Consider the following 16,332-nt stretch of genomic DNA (forward strand, 5'->3'; position numbering starts at 1 on the left):
AACCGGAAATAACACATGACAACACGCGTGATTGCCCTGGATTTAGACGGCACCCTGCTTACCAGCAAAAAAACCATCCTGCCCGCTTCGCTGGAAGCGCTGGCCCGCGCCAGAGAGGCGGGCTACCAGGTGATCGTCGTTACCGGACGTCATCACGTCGCTATTCATCCTTTTTATCAGGCACTGGCCCTCGATACACCTGCAATTTGTTGTAATGGCACTTATTTGTATGATTATCACGCAAAAAAGGTTTTGGCGGCCGATCCTATGTCGGTGGAACACGCGGTAAGCCTCACCGCCATGCTCGCCGAACAGCAGATCCACGGTCTGGCCTATGTGGATGACGCGATGCTTTACGAACAGCCCACCGGGCATGTGATCCGCACCCGCAACTGGGCGCAGGCGCTACCGGAGGATCAGCGCCCGGTCTTCAGCCAGGTCGACTCGCTGGCGCAGGCGGTCCGCGAGGTCAAAGCGGTATGGAAATTCGCCCTCACCGACGATGACATTCCCCGTCTGCAGCGCTTTGCGCAGGAGGTCGGCGAGACGCTGGGCCTGGCGTGCGAATGGTCGTGGCACGACCAGGTGGATATTGCCCGCGCCGGCAACAGCAAAGGCAAACGCCTGGCGCAGTGGGTCGCTGACCAGGGGCTGTCGATGCAGAATGTGGTGGCCTTCGGCGATAACTACAACGATCTGAGTATGCTGGAAGCAGCAGGCACCGGGGTGGCGATGGGCAATGCGGTGGACGAGGTCAAAGCCCGCGCCAACGTGGTCATCGGCGACAATGAGTCCGCCAGCATCGCCGAGTTTATCTACCGTCAGCTGCTGTGATCAGGCGGCGATCGACACGCTTTTGATCTGGGCAAACACCTGCTGGCCTGGCGCTATCGCCAGGTCATCCCGCGCCCACGGGCTGATTCGAGCCCACAGAGGATGGCCGCTCACCCTGAGCTGAACCTCGATCTGTCCGTTGACCTCCAGACACTGAACCACCTCGGCGCGCAAGATGTTGCGGATGCTGGTGGCGGACGGTTGGGCCAGCACCAGCGAAACATCCGACGCCTGAATGCGGATCCGCGCGGTATCACCTGCGGGACGTTCGAGCCGGTTGACCCACAGCATTTGATCCCCCAGCGTCAGCGCGGTCATCGCGTACTGCGGATGCTGCGCGGCGATGGTGGCGCTGAGGATCGTACTCTGCTGTTCCGCCGGCAACCAGGGGTGCATCACGCTGCTGCTCCAGACCTCCTCCAGCGGACCGAAAGCCTTCACCTTACCGGCCTCCAGCACCAGCACGCGATCGGCCAGATGCTGGATCTCGTCCAGCGAGTGGCTGACGTAAAGCATCGGAATATGGATCTCCTGCGCTAGCCGCTGCAAATAGGGCAACAGTTCGCGTTTGCGCGGAATATCCAGCGAGGCCAGCGGCTCGTCCAGCAGCAGCAGCTCCGGCGCGGTCAGCAAAGCGCGGCCGATGGCTACACGCTGCTTTTCGCCGCCGGATAACCGGCCAGGCAGGCGATCCAGCAAGGGAGCGATCCCCAGCAGCTCCACCAGCTTATCGAACTGGCTGACCATGGATTTCGCCATGCCGTACTGTAGATTGCCGCGCACTTTATAGTGGGGAAACAGGCGCGCATCCTGAAAGACATAGCCGATCCGCCGCTGCTCCGGCGCCAGGCAGATACGCTGCGCGGTGTCGTTCAGCACCCTGCCGTTGAGCACGATCCGCCCCGCCTGCGGCCGGGTCAGGCCGCTGATAGCGTTGATCAACGACGTTTTCCCGGCGCCGGAGACGCCAAAGATGGCGGTGATCCCGCTGCTGGGCAGCGTTTCACGGATCTGCAGACAGTGGCTGCCGAGGGTCTGGGTAAAGTCCAGCTCCAGCATCATTATCCTCCTATGCGCTGGCGGCTCACGCGGGCCAGCCATTCTGATATCAAGAGCGAGACCAGCGCCAGGCCGATAGCGATGAGGCACAGGCGAGCCGCCGCCCCCTCCCCGCCCGGAGTCTGGATCAGGGTGTACATCGCCGAAGGCAGGGTACGCGTTTCGCCGGGAATATTGGAGACGAAGGTGATGGTCGCGCCAAATTCCCCTAACGAGCGGGCGAAGGCCAGCACCGTGCCAACAATAATTCCCGGCAGAGTCAGCGGCAGCGTAATGGTGAAAAATACCCGCCAGCGGCTGGCCCCGAGGGTTCTCGCCGCCTGCTCCAGTTTGATGTCCACCCCCTCCAGCGCCAGGCGGATGGCGCGCACCATCAGCGGGAAAGACATCACCGCCGCCGCCAGCACCGCCCCGCGCCAGCTGAAGGCAAAGCTGATGCCGAACCAGTCATACAGCCAGCTGCCAATAAACCCGCGCCGCCCCATGGCCACCAGCAGCAGATATCCCACCACCACCGGCGGCAGCACCAGCGGCAGATGGAGAAGGCTGTCGAGCAGCGCCTTGCCGGGGAAGGTGCGCCTGACCAGCAGCCAGGAAAAAAAGATGCCAAAGGGCAGGCTCAAGGCCACCGCCAGGGAGGAGACTTTCAGGCTCAGCAGCACCGCCTGCCATTCGGGTTCGCTCAGAAACATCAGCGGGTGGTAAATCCGTAACGTTGGAAAATCGCGGACGCTTCAGGCCCTTTCAGGTAGTCATAGAAAGCGCTCACGGCCGCATTGCGGTGGCCATCGACAATCGCCAGCGGGTATTCGACTTTCTGATGCGACGCCTCCGGGAAGGTGCCCACCACTTTCACCCCTTTGCTGGCCACAGCATCCGATCCGTAGACGATGCCCAACGGCGCTTCGCTACGCTCCACCAGCGCCAGCGCGCCGCGCACGTCTTCCGCCGGCGCAAGCTTCGGCGACAGGGTCTCCCAGGCGCCCAGTTTCTGCAGCGCTTCTTTGGCGTAGATCCCTGCCGGAACGTGCTGCGGATCGCCCACCGCCAGACGGCCCCCTTTCAGCAGGCTGGTCCAGTCGGTTTTCTCATCAATGGTAATCGCACCCTGCGCGCTGGCTTTCGGCGCCACCACCACCAGGCTGTTGCCAAGCAGGGTGGCGCGGGTCGCCGGATCGATGGCCTTTTTGTCAGCCGCGTAGTCCATCCACTTTTGATCGGCGGAGATAAACAGATCCGCCGGGGCGCCTGCTTCAATCTGCCGCGCCAGCGTCGACGACGAGGCAAACGACGAGACGACCTCGACGTTTTTCTCTTTCTTATACGCCTGGGCGATATCCTGCATCGCGTTGGTTAACGATGCGGCGGCGAAAACGGTCACTTTCCCCTCTGCCGCCAGCGCCTGACCCGCGACGCACAGCGTGAGTGATACCCCGATAACCCCGCGTAACCAAGAACCTGCCATCTGAATCTCCTGTCAATGCGTTATGTATTCGACAATATAACGATATGCAGAGCATTTTTATAGTGACACAGGACAATAAAACGAAGGGAAATGATACAGGAGGGAAATAGCACAGCGCCCGGTTAAACCGGGCGCCGGGAAATCAATGATTTTGCTGGCTGCGATCTTTGTGGCCTACGCCGGAGAAGAGGTTGAACACTTCGCCAAGACCGTAAATCAATCCCAGGATGACCGCCATCACCACCGGTACCATGATGACCGCAAAAACCAGACTTTTCAAAAGCTCTAACATGGTTCACTCCAGATAGTATGATTTGCTGATTGTAACGGTTTCAGCCGAAAAAACACGCCCCATTTGTGCGGTGGGTAATGACAAAACCGCGCACAGAGGTTTTGCAACTGGGTGACTATCGGTCACAATACGCTTTTTTGTCAGGAAACGATTATGCAGGCTGAAATTCTTCTCACCCTTAAGCTACAGCAGCGCCTGTTTGCCGACCCCCGGCGGATCGCCCTGCTCAAACAGATTGACCAGACCGGCTCGATAAGCCAGGGGGCGAAGCACGCGGGCATCAGCTATAAAAGCGCGTGGGATGCCATCAACGAGATGAACCAGCTCAGCGAACAGCCGCTGGTGGATCGCGCCACCGGCGGCAAAGGCGGCGGCGGCGCGGTGCTGACCCGCTACGGGCAGCGTCTGATCCAACTGTACGATCTGCTGGCGCAGATCCAGCAGAAAGCGTTTGATGTGCTCAGCGATGACGACGCCCTGCCGCTGGACAGCCTGCTGGCGGCCATCTCGCGCTTTTCCCTGCAGACCAGCGCCCGCAACCAGTGGTTCGGCACCATTACCGGCCGCGATCGCCAGCAGGTGCAGCAGCACGTTGAGGTGCTGCTGGCCGACGGTCAGACCCGCCTGAACGTCGCCATTACCGCCCAGAGCGCTGAAAAGCTGGGGCTCGATGAGGGCCAGGAGGTGCTGGTTCTGTTGAAAGCGCCCTGGGTCGGCATCACCCTCGACCCGGCGGTGGCCCGCCAGGCCGAGAACCAGCTGTCGGGTCGTATCAGCCATATCGAATGCGGCTCCGGGCAGTGCGAAGTGCTGATGACGCTGGCCGACGGTCAGACCCTGTGCGCCACTCTGCCGCAGGCGCAGACGTCTGGCCTGGCGGAAGGGACGGAGGCGATCGCTTACTTCAACGCCGATCGCATCATTCTCGCGACGTTATGCTGACCCCATTGACATTGCGCGCCTGAAGTCGTATCCCTGATGCACATCGCTGCAAAAAATGGGATACATCATGTCATCATTGCAAATTTCGCAAGGCACGTTTCGCCTGAGCGATACAAAAACCTTAAAAATAGACCACCTGAGCGTGGCGGCGGGTGAAAGCTGGGCGTTCGTCGGCAGCAACGGCAGCGGCAAATCCGCCCTCGCGCGAGCCCTGGCCGGTGACCTGACCCTGCTCAGCGGTCAGCGCGAAAGCCACTTCTCCCGCGTAACACGTCTCTCCTTCGAACAGCTGCAGAAGCTGGTCAGCGACGAGTGGCAGCGCAATAACACCGACCTGCTCAGCCCCGGAGAAGAAGATACCGGCCGCACCACTGCGGAGATTATTCAGGACGAGGTGAAAGATCCTGCCCGCTGCGCGCAGCTTGCCGAACAGTTTGCCATCAGCGCCCTGTTGGACCGCCGCTTTAAGTATCTGTCCACTGGCGAAACGCGTAAGACCCTGCTGTGCCAGGCCCTGATGAGCGATCCGCAGCTGCTGATCCTCGACGAGCCTTTCGACGGCCTCGACGTCAACTCCCGCCAGCAGTTGGCCGCGCTGCTGGCCGACCTGCATCGCGCCGGCCTCACCCTGGTGCTGGTCCTCAACCGCTTCGATGAGATCCCGGAGTTTGTGCAATACGCCGGCGTGCTGGCTGATTGCCTCCTCAGCGAGACCGGCGAGAAGCGCGCTCTTCTGCAGCAGGCGCTGGTCGCTCAGCTGGCGCACAGTGAAAAACTGGACGGCATCACCCTACCGGAGCCAGATGTACCACCAGCCCGTCATGCGCTGGCAGACTCGGCGCCGCGTATCGTGCTCAATGACGGCGTGGTCTCCTACAACGATCGTCCGGTCATCAACCATCTCTCATGGACCGTGAGCCCGGGCGAACACTGGCAGATCGTCGGCCCCAACGGCGCCGGTAAATCCACGCTGCTGAGCCTTATCACCGGCGATCATCCGCAGGGCTACAGCAACGATCTCACCCTCTTTGGCCGCCGCCGCGGCAGCGGCGAGACCATCTGGGATATTAAAAAGCATATCGGCTACGTCAGCAGCAGCCTGCATCTGGACTACCGGGTCAGCACCAACGTCCGCAACGTTATTCTGTCGGGCTATTTTGACTCGATCGGCATTTATCAGGCGGTGTCCGATAAACAGCATAAGCTGGTGCAGCAATGGCTGGATATTCTCGGCATCGATAAGCGCACCGCCGACGCGCCGTTTCAGAGCCTGTCGTGGGGCCAGCAGCGGCTGGCGCTTATCGTTCGCGCGCTGGTCAAGCATCCAACCCTGCTGATCCTCGATGAACCGCTGCAGGGGCTGGATCCCCTCAATCGCCAGCTGGTACGCCGCTTTGTCGACGTCCTGATTGGCGAAGGCGCCACGCAGCTGCTGTTTGTCTCGCACCATGCGGAAGATGCCCCGGACTGTATTACCCATCGCCTGGTATTCGTTCCCAGTGGAGACGGTTACACTTATCAGCTCGGCCCCGTGGCCTGACGCCTCCTGCCGGGGATCGAAAGATCCCTGGTATTTTTCAGAAAAATAGCGCCAACCTCATATAACCAATTGTATATAAAACAAAATAAATTAAATGATGTTGTTTCACCCTCAAGTGTAAACGATTCCACTAACTTGTTCTGTGTCACACTTTTCACTTCTTTGATATGCTATCTTCCTCATACACGATAAGCCGAATGGAGCGAATCATGAAAGTTCTGGTTACAGGTGGTAGCGGTTACATTGGAAGTCATACCTGCGTTCAACTGCTGCAGCAGGGGCATGAGGTGGTGATCCTCGACAATCTCTGCAACAGCAAGCGCAGCGTACTGCCGGTGATTGAGCGTCTCGGCGGCAAAAAAGCCACCTTTATTGAAGGCGATATTCGTAATGAAGCGCTGATGACCGAGATCCTCCACGACCACGCCATTGAAGCGGTGATCCACTTCGCCGGGCTGAAGGCCGTCGGGGAGTCCGTCGCCAAACCGCTGGAATATTACGACAATAACGTCACCGGCACACTGAAATTAGTCTCCGCCATGCGCGCCGCGGGCGTGAAGAACTTCATCTTTAGCTCCTCCGCCACCGTCTACGGCGACCAGCCGAAAATCCCGTATGTCGAAAGCTTCCCGACTGGCACCCCGCAAAGCCCCTACGGTAAAAGCAAACTGATGGTGGAGCAGATCCTGACCGACCTGCAGAAAGCCCAGCCGGAGTGGAGCATTGCCCTGCTGCGCTACTTCAACCCGGTCGGCGCCCATCCGTCGGGCGACATGGGTGAAGATCCGCAGGGGATCCCGAATAACCTGATGCCCTACATCGCCCAGGTCGCCGTTGGCCGTCGCGAATCGCTGGCCGTGTTTGGTAACGACTACCCGACCGAAGATGGCACCGGCGTGCGCGATTATATCCACGTGATGGACCTCGCTGACGGTCACGTCGCGGCCATGGAAAAACTGGCTGACAAAGCCGGGGTTCATATCTACAACCTTGGCGCCGGCGTCGGCAGCAGCGTGCTCGACGTGGTCAATGCTTTCAGCAAAGCCTGCGGCAAACCGATTAACTACCATTTCGCGCCGCGCCGCGATGGCGACCTCCCGGCCTACTGGGCGGATGCCGCCAAGGCCGACCGCGAGCTGAACTGGCGCGTGACGCGCAACCTGGACGAAATGGCGCAGGACACCTGGCACTGGCAGTCCCGCCATCCGCAGGGTTATCCAGACTAAGGAACCTTCATGAGCGTATTTAACCCCGTTGACCATCCGCATCGTCGTTATAACCCGTTAACCGGGCAGTGGATTCTGGTTTCTCCGCATCGCGCCAAGCGCCCCTGGCAGGGGGCGCAGGAAACGCCGGCAAAACAGACCTTGCCGGCCCACGATCCGGACTGTTTCCTGTGCCCGAGCAACACCCGGGTCACCGGCGACACGAATCCGAATTACACCGGTACCTACGTGTTTACCAACGACTTTGCGGCCCTGATGACCGACACCCCGGACGCCCCGGAGAGTGACGATCCGCTGATGCGCTGTCAGAGCGCGCGCGGCACCAGTCGGGTGATCTGCTTCTCGCCAGACCACAGCAAAACGCTGCCGGAACTGAGCCTTGAAGCGCTGGAAGGCGTGGTTAAAGCGTGGCAGGAACAGACCGCGGACCTCGGGAAAAGCTACCCGTGGGTCCAGGTCTTTGAAAATAAAGGGGCAGCGATGGGCTGCTCCAACCCGCACCCGCATGGTCAGGTGTGGGCCAATAGCTTCCTGCCCAATGAAGCGGAACGGGAAGACCGTCTGCAGAAAGAATATTACGCCAGCCAGGGCCAGCCAATGCTGCTGGACTATGCCCGGCGCGAACTGGCCGACGGCAGCCGCACCGTGGTCGACACCGAGCACTGGCTGGCGGTCGTGCCCTACTGGGCCGCGTGGCCGTTTGAAACGCTGCTGCTGCCGAAAGCGCCCGTGCAGCGTATTACCGATCTCACCGACGCCCAGCGTAGCGATCTGGCGCTGGCGTTGAAAAAGCTGACCAGCCGTTACGACAACCTGTTCCAGTGCTCATTCCCCTACTCCATGGGCTGGCACGGCGCGCCGTTTAACGACGAAAACCATAATCACTGGCAGCTCCACGCCCACTTTTATCCGCCGCTGCTGCGATCCGCGACGGTCCGCAAGTTTATGGTTGGCTACGAAATGCTGGCCGAAACGCAGCGCGATCTGACCGCCGAGCAAGCTGCTGAACGACTGCGCGCCGTCAGCGACGTCCATTTTCGTGAATCCGGAGTGTAATGATGAGTCTGAAAGAGAAAACCCAAACCCTGTTTGCTGAGGCCTTCGGTTACCCGGCCAGCCATGTCATTCAGGCGCCAGGCCGCGTCAACCTGATCGGCGAGCATACCGATTACAACGACGGCTTTGTGCTGCCCTGCGCTATCGACTACCAGACGGTGATCAGCTGTGCGCCGCGCGACGATCGTACCGTGCGGGTGATTGCCGCCGATTACGACAATCAGAGCGATGAATTCTCTCTCGACGCGCCGATTATCAGCCACGACACCCAGCAGTGGTCGAACTATGTCCGCGGCGTGGTGAAGCATCTGCAGCAGCGGAACAGCCACTTCGGCGGCGCGGATCTGGTGATCAGCGGCAATGTGCCGCAGGGTGCGGGGTTAAGCTCCTCAGCCTCGCTGGAAGTCGCCGTCGGCACCGTGTTCCAGCAGCTGTATCATCTGCCGCTGGATGGCGCGCAAATCGCCCTCAACGGCCAGGAGGCGGAAAACCAGTTCGTCGGCTGCAACTGCGGCATCATGGATCAGCTGATTTCGGCGCTGGGCAAAAAAGACCATGCGCTGCTGATCGACTGCCGTTCTCTGGGCACCAAAGCCGTCTCGATGCCGAAAGGCGTGGCGGTGGTCATCATCAACAGCAACTTTAAGCGCACCCTCGTCGGCAGCGAGTACAACACCCGTCGTGAACAGTGCGAGACCGGCGCGCGCTTCTTCCAGCAGCCCGCTCTGCGCGATGTCACCCTTCAGCAATTCAACGCCGTCGCCCATGAGCTGGATCCGGTCGTCGCGAAGCGGGTACGCCATGTGCTGACGGAGAATGCCCGCACCGTGGAAGCCGCCAGCGCCCTCGAAAAAGGCGACCTGAAGCGGATGGGCGAGCTGATGGCCGAATCCCACGCCTCGATGCGCGATGATTTCGAGATCACCGTCCCGCAGATCGACACCCTGGTGGAGATCGTCAAGGCGACAATCGGCGATAAAGGCGGCGTGCGCATGACCGGCGGCGGCTTTGGCGGCTGCGTGGTAGCGCTGGTCCCGGAAGATCTGGTCGATACCGTGCAGCAGGCCGTTGCCAACGAGTATGAAGCGAAAACCGGAATTAAAGAGACGTTCTATGTCTGCAAACCGTCACAGGGGGCTGGCCAATGGTAACACAAACCACCGCGCTGGCGCCGGACGGCCAGCCATGGCAGCAGGTAACCCTGCGCAATAAGGCGGGGATGACCGTCACCGTGGCGGACTGGGGCGCGACGCTGCTCAGCGCCGAGGTGCCGCTGGCCGATGGCAACCTGCGCCGCCCGCTGCTGGGCTGCGCCAGGCTGGAAGACTATACCCGCCAGGCCGCGTTTCTTGGCGCCTCGGTAGGCCGCTACGCCAACCGCATCGGCAATAGCCGCTTCCCGCTTGACGGCCAGCTCGTCAACGTCACGCCGTCAAACGACGCGGGCCACCAGCTCCACGGCGGCCCCGAAGGGTTTGATAAACGTCGCTGGCGCATCGTCCGCGCCGACGAGCAGGAAGTGCTCTTCGCCCTGACCTCGCCAGATGGCGATCAAGGCTTTCCCGGCACGCTGCAGGCTACCGCGCACTATCGTCTGACCGACGATAACCGCATCGCGATTACCTATCGCGCCACCGTGGATAAACCCTGCCCGGTGAACATGACCAATCACGTCTATTTCAACCTCGACGGTGACCAAGGCGACGTGCGCCAGCACCAGTTGCAGATCCTCGCCCAGAGGTATCTGCCGGTGGAAAGCGACGGTATCCCGGGTGGTGAACTCAAAGATGTTGCTAACACCAGCTTTGATTTCCGCCAGCCGAAAACCATCGCCGCCGACTTCCTCGCCGACGCCGATCAGCAAAAGGTGAAGGGATACGATCATGCCTTCCTGCTGGACGCCAGAGGCGACGCCAGCCAGCCTGCGGCGCAGGTCTGGTCGCAGGACGGCAAGCTGCAGATGACGGTCTATACCTCCGCTCCGGCGCTGCAGTTTTACTCCGGCAACTATCTCGGCGGCACCCCGTCGCAGACGACAGAGCCCTACGCCGACTGGCAGGGGCTGGCGCTGGAAAGCGAATTCCTCCCGGATTCGCCGAATCATCCGGAATGGCCGCAGCCGGACTGTGTGTTACGTCCGGGCCAGGAGTACGTCAGCCTGACGGAATATCAGTTTATCGCCCGATAATCGCCAGCGCCCTCCGCCGGGGGCGCTGCTTTTCGTCCCCCCTCCTCTCTGGCGCCTCTTTTTTCAGCAACCTGCTCTATTTTCCGTCACCAAAGGGCAAAAAAATAACCTGTGTTTTACAAGCACCTTACACTGAGCCACTATTTTCGCTATGGTTAGGGATAAGCATTGCCGTGAGCCAAATCACGGCAATATAATGAGAATAGTTATCAATCAATAACACATACACCAACATATTCAGCGCACCGTTCGCGGCGCGAGGGATGGCGTGTAGAGAGGAGTAAGAGAATGGCTGTAACTAAGCTGGTACTGGTTCGTCATGGCGAAAGCCAGTGGAACAACGAAAACCGCTTCACCGGTTGGTACGACGTTGATCTGTCCGAGAAAGGCGTTAGCGAAGCGAAAGCGGCAGGTAAACTGCTGAAGGCTGAAGGCTTCAGCTTTGATTTTGCTTATACCTCCGTGCTGAAACGTGCCATCCATACCCTGTGGAACGTACTGGACGAACTGGATCAGGCCTGGCTGCCGGTTGAGAAATCCTGGAAGCTGAACGAGCGTCATTACGGCGCGCTGCAGGGCCTGAACAAAGCGGAAACCGCTGAGAAATACGGTGACGAGCAGGTTAAACAGTGGCGTCGCGGCTTCGCTGTCACTCCGCCGGAGCTGACCAAAGACGACGAGCGCTACCCGGGCCACGATCCGCGCTATGCAAAACTGACCGACGCGGAACTGCCGACCACTGAAAGCCTGGCGCTGACCATCGACCGCGTCGTGCCTTACTGGAACGAAACCATTCTGCCGCGCCTGAAAAGCGGTGAGCGCGTGATCATCGCCGCTCACGGTAACTCCCTGCGCGCGCTGGTGAAATACCTCGACAACATGGGCGAAGACGAGATCCTCGAACTGAACATCCCGACCGGCGTACCGCTGGTGTATGAGTTCGATGAAAACTTCAAGCCGATCAAACATTACTATCTGGGCAATGCGGAAGAGATCGCGGCGAAAGCGGCTGCCGTCGCCAACCAGGGTAAAGCGAAGTAATTTCCCCGGTCAAAACAAAAAAGCGTGGAAATCTCCACGCTTTTTTTATGACCTGCGCTAACGCAGAGTAGCTTAGCCGCGACGGGTTTTCACTGCTTCCGCCAGCTGACGCAGGATCGTGTCGGTATCCTCCCAGCCGATGCAGGCGTCGGTGACGCTCTTGCCGTAGGTCAGCGGTTCACCGCTCTCGAGGCTCTGGTTGCCTTCCACCAGATGGCTTTCAATCATCACGCCCATAATGGCGCGCTCGCCGCCGGCAATCTGCTGGCATACGTCGGCGCCCACTTCCATCTGCTTCTTGAACTGCTTGCTGGAGTTGGCATGGCTGAAGTCGATCATTACCTGGGCCGGAAGACCCGCTTTCGCCAGACCGATTTTCACTTCCGCCACGTGCTTCGCGCTGTAGTTCGGCTCTTTGCCGCCGCGCAGAATAATATGGCAGTCGCCGTTGCCGCTGGTATTAACGATAGCGGAGTGGCCCCACTTGGTGACCGACAGGAAACAGTGCGGCGCGCCGGCGGCGTTAATCGCGTCGATAGCCACCTTGATGGTGCCATCGGTACCATTCTTAAAGCCCACCGGGCAGGAGAGCCCCGAGGCGAGCTCGCGGTGAACCTGAGATTCGGTGGTACGCGCCCCAATGGCGCCCCAGCTCATCAGATCGGCAACATACTGCGGGGTGATCATATCGAGGAATTCCCCCGCCGCCGGCAGACCGCTGTCGTTAATGTCCAGCAGCAGTTTGCGCGCAATGCGCAACCCGTCGTTGATGCGGAAGCTGTTATCCATATGGGGATCGTTGATAAGCCCTTTCCAGCCGACGGTGGTGCGCGGTTTCTCAAAATAGACGCGCATGACGATCTCGAGCTCGCCCTTCAACGCCTCGCGCAGGGTCAGCAGACGGGAAGCGTACTCTTTCGCCGCCGCCGGGTCGTGAATAGAACAAGGCCCAATCACCACCAGCAGGCGGTCATCATCGCCTTTGAGGATCTGGTGGATCGCTTTGCGAGCATGTGCAACGGTGTTTGCAGCATTTTCGGTAGCAGGGAATTTTTCCAGGAGCGCAACGGGAGGTAATAATTCGTTGATCTCTTTAATGCGTAAATCGTCGTTCTGATAATTCATCTTCTTTCCAGCGTTGCCATACTTATTCAATGAAATGCAATCCCTCCAATCTATCTCTTCGCTGAAATAGTGTAAACGTGATTTTACAGTAGTGATGGAATAATCCTGGAAATAGGCAAAAATACGCCATAAAGTAGCGAAACCAGGCTCATGAACTACAATATTTAACTGTTAAAGCTAATTAAGTCTTACGTTTCAGGATTATATAGTGACACTGCGATCGTCTGCGGAGTCTTAAACCATAGCGAGTCAGATCCCTGGCACACTTACCGCTGGAGGCGTTTTTTACCGCTTCCCGACCCAACAGGAGTATCCGATGAACATGAAAAAACTGACGACCCTTTTGCTCACCGCCACCTTAAGTCTTGCCAGCGGCGCGGCCCTGGCGGCAGACACCGGCGCCCAGTCCAACAATGGCCAGGCCAATTCTTCCGCTGATGCCGGCCAGGTGGCGCCGGATGCCCGTGAAAACGTGGCGCCGAATAACGTGGATAATAGCCAAATTAACTCTGGCTCTGGCGGCACCATGCTTCATCCTGACGGCTCGACGATGAGCCAGGACAATATGTCGAGCGATGAGGTACATAAAAACTCGATGTGTAAAGACGGCCGCTGTCCGGATACCGGTAAGAAACTGGACAACGGCGACAGCATGAACCATGACAACAGCAAAACCGACGGCACCACCCAGTAATTGATGCGGTGAGTGCAAACAGAGAAAAGGCGAGCTGGGCTCGCCTTTTCTCTGTTTGTTATCGTTCTCTGTTTATGCTGTCATAGCGTGATAATGATAACTATCAAGGGACGACACCATGGCGCATTCGCATTCGCACTCCCCTGCCCAGGCTCCGGATAACGGCAACGCTCGCCGGCTGCTTTGGGCGTTCATCGTCACCGCCGGTTTTATGCTGATAGAAGCCATCGGCGGCGCGATCTCCGGCTCGCTGGCCCTGCTGGCGGATGCCGGCCATATGCTCACCGACTCCGCCGCCCTGCTGTTTGCGCTGCTGGCGGTTCGCTTCGCCAGCCGTCCCCCGAACGCCCGCCATACTTTTGGCTGGCTGCGTTTGACCACCCTGGCGGCGTTTCTCAATGCCATTGCTCTGGTGGTGATCACCATGCTGATTGTCTGGGAGGCCATTCAGCGCTTCCAGCATCCGCAGCCGGTTGCCGGGGTGACGATGATGGTGATTGCGGTCGCTGGCCTGCTGGCCAACGTGCTGGCTTTCTGGATCCTGCATCGTGGCAGCGAAGAGCGGAATCTTAACGTGCGCGCCGCGGCGCTACACGTGCTCGGCGATCTGCTGGGTTCGGTTGGCGCGATTGTGGCCGCCGTGGTGATCCTCACTACCGGCTGGACGCCTGTCGACCCGATCCTTTCCGTGCTGGTTTCCTGCCTGGTGCTACGTAGCGCATGGCGGCTGCTGAAGGAGAGTCTGCATGAGCTGCTGGAAGGCGCACCGCGTTCGCTGGATGTGGCGGCCCTACAGCGGGATATCCGCCGCTCTATCCCGGAGGTGCGCGATGTTCACCACGTTCACGTCTGGCTGGTGGGGGAAAAACCGGTGATGACGCTGCATGTGCAGGTGGTCCCGCCGCACGATCATGATGCGTTACTCAACCGCATCCTGCATTTCCTGGAACATAAATATGAAATTGAGCATGCCACGGTGCAGATGGAGTACCAGCCCTGCAGCGGCCCGGAGTGCCATCTCAACACGATGCACGCCGGGCACGATCATCACCACCATCATTAGCCAGAAAACGCGTGAGAACCTCGCTCACGCGCGCTGTTTATCCACATTCGGCTGCCGTTCAGCGCAATGAACGTCAGCAAGAGATATTCCAGCGACATAGCATAGACGCCCTGACGGGCAAAAATCACCACGCTTATGACGTTGACGATGACCCACAGCAGCCAGTTCTCAACGTATTTGCGGGTCATTAAGATCATCGCCACTACCGACAGCACCGTCATACAGGAGTCCCAGAACGGGAAGGCATCCGGCTGCAGTTCCGGCATCGTGACCTGCAAACCAAGCGCTTGCATCAGGCTGACCGCGATTCGCGTCAGGAAGGCAAAAAACGGATTGATAAACAGGGTCAGCAAGCCGATCGCCACCACGCAGGCCGCCAGCCAGCCCAGGGCTTTACTGCGTGGTAGCCAGCGGATCTGCAGCTCGGCCTCATGATTGCTGCTTTGCCGCGACCAGGCATACCAGCCGTAAACGTTAGCGGCAAAGAAGAACAGCTGCAGCAACAGGCTGGCGTACAGCTGGATCTGAAAGAAGATGATGGCGAACAGCGTGACGTTGACCAGACCGAATGCATAGTTGCTGATCTTCTCCAGGCTCGCCAGCCAGATACACAGCAGCCCGGCGATGGTCCCCACGGCCTCTATCCAGGAGAGATCGTACCCCCCGGCGCCGATGGGTATATGTACTAAAATATTCTGCGTGCTAAAAAAATCCATTTTATCCTCTCAGCGTCAGATGACGCGGCAATAGGTTATCCCCGTAGTGTAGCCGCAAAATCCAGCATCCGGTTAAGGGGAATTAATGCGCCGGTCCGCAGCGCTTCGTCGACGTGGATTTCATGTTCAGCGCCGCCCTGCTCGAGCCCCTCGGCAATGGCTTTCAGGCCGTTCATCGCCATCCACGGACAATGCGCGCAGCTGCGGCAGGTCGCCCCTTCACCAGCGGTGGGCGCTTCCAGCAGCGTTTTCTCCGGCACCGCCTGCTGCATTTTATAAAAGATACCGCGATCGGTCGCCACGATCAGCTGGCGCTGGGGCAGGCTTTTCGCCGCCGCGATCAGCTGACTGGTGGAACCTACGGCATCGGCCATCTCGACGATTGCCTGCGGCGACTCGGGATGGACCAGTACAGCAGCTTCAGGATAGAGGGCCTTCATACGCGTCAGTGCCTGGGTTTTAAACTCATCGTGCACGATGCACGCCCCCTGCCAGCAGAGCACGTCTGCGCCGGTCTGACGCTGAACATAGCGGCCAAGATGGCGGTCCGGCGCCCAGAGGATCTTTTGACCAAGACTATCCAGATGGTCAATGAGTTCCACGGCGATGCTGGAGGTCACCACCCAGTCGGCGCGAGCCTTCACCGCGGCGGACGTATTGGCATAGACTACCACGGTGCGATCGGGATGGGCGTCGCAGAAGGCGTTGAATTCCTCAATCGGACAGCCCAGATCCAGCGAACACTCGGCGTTCAGGGTCGGCATCAGAATGGTCTTTTCCGGGCTAAGGATTTTGGCGGTTTCCCCCATAAAACGCACCCCGGCGACCAGCAGCGTGGAGGCCGAATGGCGGGCGCCAAAGCGCGCCATCTCCAGCGAGTCGGCTATACAGCCGCCGGTCTCTTCCGCCAGTTGTTGAATTTCAGGATCGGTGTAGTAATGCGCCACCATCACGGCATCGCGCTCGCGCAGCAGACGCTTGATTTTCTCGCGGTAAAACTGCTTTTCGTCGACGGTCAGCGGCTGCGGTTTCGGTGGGAAGGGATAAATCGCCGTTTCAGGATCAAACATTACGCTCATCATGCAATCTCG

At 59.3% G+C, this 16,332-nt stretch carries 17 protein-coding genes; 10 read left to right on the forward strand and 7 right to left on the reverse strand.

Features of this window, described 5'->3' with window-relative positions:
- Positions 1 to 15 precede the first annotated feature (15 nt).
- Positions 16 to 834: a pyridoxal phosphatase gene (locus GT756_RS04580; protein WP_004886041.1), complete on the forward strand. Its 819-nt coding sequence runs from the start codon at positions 16 to 18 to the stop codon at positions 832 to 834.
- Here the strand turns inward: GT756_RS04580 and modC are convergent, their stop codons facing one another.
- From modC to GT756_RS04600, 4 genes are all read right to left on the reverse strand, one after another.
- The gene (gene modC / locus GT756_RS04585) at positions 835 to 1,893 is read right to left on the reverse strand and encodes a molybdenum ABC transporter ATP-binding protein ModC (protein ID WP_004886036.1); all 1,059 of its coding nucleotides are present in this window, start codon (positions 1,891 to 1,893) and stop codon (positions 835 to 837) included.
- Positions 1,894 to 1,895: 2 nt separating this feature from the next.
- Complete coding sequence (gene modB, locus GT756_RS04590) at positions 1,896 to 2,585, reverse strand: molybdate ABC transporter permease subunit (protein WP_004886033.1); 690 nt, start codon at positions 2,583 to 2,585, stop codon at positions 1,896 to 1,898.
- Positions 2,585 to 3,358, reverse strand: coding sequence for a molybdate ABC transporter substrate-binding protein (modA, locus tag GT756_RS04595; protein WP_004886031.1), 774 nt, complete (start codon positions 3,356 to 3,358; stop codon positions 2,585 to 2,587). Before modA ends, modB begins: the two co-directional genes overlap by 1 nt.
- A 142-nt stretch (positions 3,359 to 3,500) precedes the next feature.
- Positions 3,501 to 3,650, reverse strand: coding sequence for an AcrZ family multidrug efflux pump-associated protein (locus GT756_RS04600; RefSeq protein ID WP_002895156.1), 150 nt, complete (start codon positions 3,648 to 3,650; stop codon positions 3,501 to 3,503).
- Positions 3,651 to 3,803: 153 nt separating this feature from the next.
- On the opposite strand from GT756_RS04600, the gene modE reads away from it, so the two are divergent.
- The 7 genes from modE to gpmA all read left to right on the forward strand — a co-directional run bounded on the left by modE (position 3,804) and on the right by gpmA (position 11,643).
- Positions 3,804 to 4,592 (forward strand): molybdenum-dependent transcriptional regulator, encoded by a 789-nt coding sequence (gene modE / locus GT756_RS04605; protein WP_017899612.1) that lies wholly within the window; start codon positions 3,804 to 3,806, stop codon positions 4,590 to 4,592.
- Between the two features lie 67 nt (positions 4,593 to 4,659).
- Complete coding sequence (gene modF, locus GT756_RS04610; protein ID WP_048294399.1) at positions 4,660 to 6,132, forward strand: molybdate ABC transporter ATP-binding protein ModF; 1,473 nt, start codon at positions 4,660 to 4,662, stop codon at positions 6,130 to 6,132.
- A gap of 209 nt (positions 6,133 to 6,341) precedes the next feature.
- Complete coding sequence (galE, locus tag GT756_RS04615; RefSeq protein ID WP_004886025.1) at positions 6,342 to 7,358, forward strand: UDP-glucose 4-epimerase GalE; 1,017 nt, start codon at positions 6,342 to 6,344, stop codon at positions 7,356 to 7,358.
- Positions 7,359 to 7,367: 9 nt separating this feature from the next.
- Positions 7,368 to 8,414 (forward strand): galactose-1-phosphate uridylyltransferase, encoded by a 1,047-nt coding sequence (galT, locus tag GT756_RS04620; RefSeq protein ID WP_160124573.1) that lies wholly within the window; start codon positions 7,368 to 7,370, stop codon positions 8,412 to 8,414.
- 2 nt (positions 8,415 to 8,416) lie between these two features.
- Positions 8,417 to 9,565 carry a galactokinase gene (gene galK, locus GT756_RS04625; RefSeq protein WP_065696729.1) on the forward strand — a complete coding sequence of 383 codons (1,149 nt, stop codon included), beginning with the start codon at positions 8,417 to 8,419 and terminating at the stop codon, positions 9,563 to 9,565.
- A complete protein-coding gene (galM, locus tag GT756_RS04630; RefSeq protein WP_160124574.1) occupies positions 9,559 to 10,602 on the forward strand; it encodes a galactose-1-epimerase in 1,044 nt (347 codons plus the stop codon). Before galK ends, galM begins: the two co-directional genes overlap by 7 nt.
- A gap of 288 nt (positions 10,603 to 10,890) precedes the next feature.
- On the forward strand, positions 10,891 to 11,643 hold the full coding sequence (gene gpmA / locus GT756_RS04635; protein ID WP_002895089.1) for a 2,3-diphosphoglycerate-dependent phosphoglycerate mutase: 753 nt from the start codon (positions 10,891 to 10,893) through the stop codon (positions 11,641 to 11,643).
- 72 nt (positions 11,644 to 11,715) lie between these two features.
- Here gpmA and aroG read toward each other — a convergent pair whose 3' ends face one another.
- Positions 11,716 to 12,768, reverse strand: a complete 1,053-nt coding sequence (gene aroG, locus GT756_RS04640; protein WP_057214035.1) for a 3-deoxy-7-phosphoheptulonate synthase AroG — start codon at positions 12,766 to 12,768, stop codon at positions 11,716 to 11,718.
- Positions 12,769 to 13,084: 316 nt separating this feature from the next.
- On the opposite strand from aroG, the gene GT756_RS04645 reads away from it, so the two are divergent.
- On the forward strand, positions 13,085 to 13,462 hold the full coding sequence (locus tag GT756_RS04645; RefSeq protein ID WP_017899606.1) for a YbgS-like family protein: 378 nt from the start codon (positions 13,085 to 13,087) through the stop codon (positions 13,460 to 13,462).
- 118 nt (positions 13,463 to 13,580) lie between these two features.
- Positions 13,581 to 14,525, forward strand: a complete 945-nt coding sequence (zitB, locus tag GT756_RS04650; protein ID WP_048294396.1) for a CDF family zinc transporter ZitB — start codon at positions 13,581 to 13,583, stop codon at positions 14,523 to 14,525.
- Here zitB and pnuC read toward each other — a convergent pair.
- Positions 14,522 to 15,241, reverse strand: coding sequence for a nicotinamide riboside transporter PnuC (pnuC, locus tag GT756_RS04655; protein WP_004151689.1), 720 nt, complete (start codon positions 15,239 to 15,241; stop codon positions 14,522 to 14,524). The genes zitB and pnuC overlap by 4 nt on opposite strands.
- A gap of 35 nt (positions 15,242 to 15,276) precedes the next feature.
- On the reverse strand, positions 15,277 to 16,320 hold the full coding sequence (gene nadA, locus GT756_RS04660; protein ID WP_023319994.1) for a quinolinate synthase NadA: 1,044 nt from the start codon (positions 16,318 to 16,320) through the stop codon (positions 15,277 to 15,279).
- Positions 16,321 to 16,332 lie beyond the last annotated feature (12 nt).

The sequence above is a fragment of the Klebsiella sp. Q2 genome (assembly GCF_009900705.1).
Classification (GTDB): domain Bacteria; phylum Pseudomonadota; class Gammaproteobacteria; order Enterobacterales; family Enterobacteriaceae; genus Klebsiella; species Klebsiella quasipneumoniae.

Coding starts and splice junctions, on each gene's coding strand:
- modF (WP_048294399.1), top strand. CDS start 4,660: ATGTCATCATTGCAAATTTCGCAAGGCACGTTTCGCCTGAGCGATACA.
- modA (WP_004886031.1), bottom strand. CDS start 3,358: ATGGCAGGTTCTTGGTTACGCGGGGTTATCGGGGTATCACTCACGCTG.
- nadA (WP_023319994.1), bottom strand. CDS start 16,320: ATGAGCGTAATGTTTGATCCTGAAACGGCGATTTATCCCTTCCCACCG.
- GT756_RS04580 (WP_004886041.1), top strand. CDS start 16: ATGACAACACGCGTGATTGCCCTGGATTTAGACGGCACCCTGCTTACC.
- galE (WP_004886025.1), top strand. CDS start 6,342: ATGAAAGTTCTGGTTACAGGTGGTAGCGGTTACATTGGAAGTCATACC.
- gpmA (WP_002895089.1), top strand. CDS start 10,891: ATGGCTGTAACTAAGCTGGTACTGGTTCGTCATGGCGAAAGCCAGTGG.
- aroG (WP_057214035.1), bottom strand. CDS start 12,768: ATGAATTATCAGAACGACGATTTACGCATTAAAGAGATCAACGAATTA.
- pnuC (WP_004151689.1), bottom strand. CDS start 15,241: ATGGATTTTTTTAGCACGCAGAATATTTTAGTACATATACCCATCGGC.
- modE (WP_017899612.1), top strand. CDS start 3,804: ATGCAGGCTGAAATTCTTCTCACCCTTAAGCTACAGCAGCGCCTGTTT.
- galM (WP_160124574.1), top strand. CDS start 9,559: ATGGTAACACAAACCACCGCGCTGGCGCCGGACGGCCAGCCATGGCAG.
- GT756_RS04600 (WP_002895156.1), bottom strand. CDS start 3,650: ATGTTAGAGCTTTTGAAAAGTCTGGTTTTTGCGGTCATCATGGTACCG.
- galT (WP_160124573.1), top strand. CDS start 7,368: ATGAGCGTATTTAACCCCGTTGACCATCCGCATCGTCGTTATAACCCG.
- modB (WP_004886033.1), bottom strand. CDS start 2,585: ATGTTTCTGAGCGAACCCGAATGGCAGGCGGTGCTGCTGAGCCTGAAA.
- modC (WP_004886036.1), bottom strand. CDS start 1,893: ATGCTGGAGCTGGACTTTACCCAGACCCTCGGCAGCCACTGTCTGCAG.
- galK (WP_065696729.1), top strand. CDS start 8,417: ATGAGTCTGAAAGAGAAAACCCAAACCCTGTTTGCTGAGGCCTTCGGT.
- zitB (WP_048294396.1), top strand. CDS start 13,581: ATGGCGCATTCGCATTCGCACTCCCCTGCCCAGGCTCCGGATAACGGC.
- GT756_RS04645 (WP_017899606.1), top strand. CDS start 13,085: ATGAACATGAAAAAACTGACGACCCTTTTGCTCACCGCCACCTTAAGT.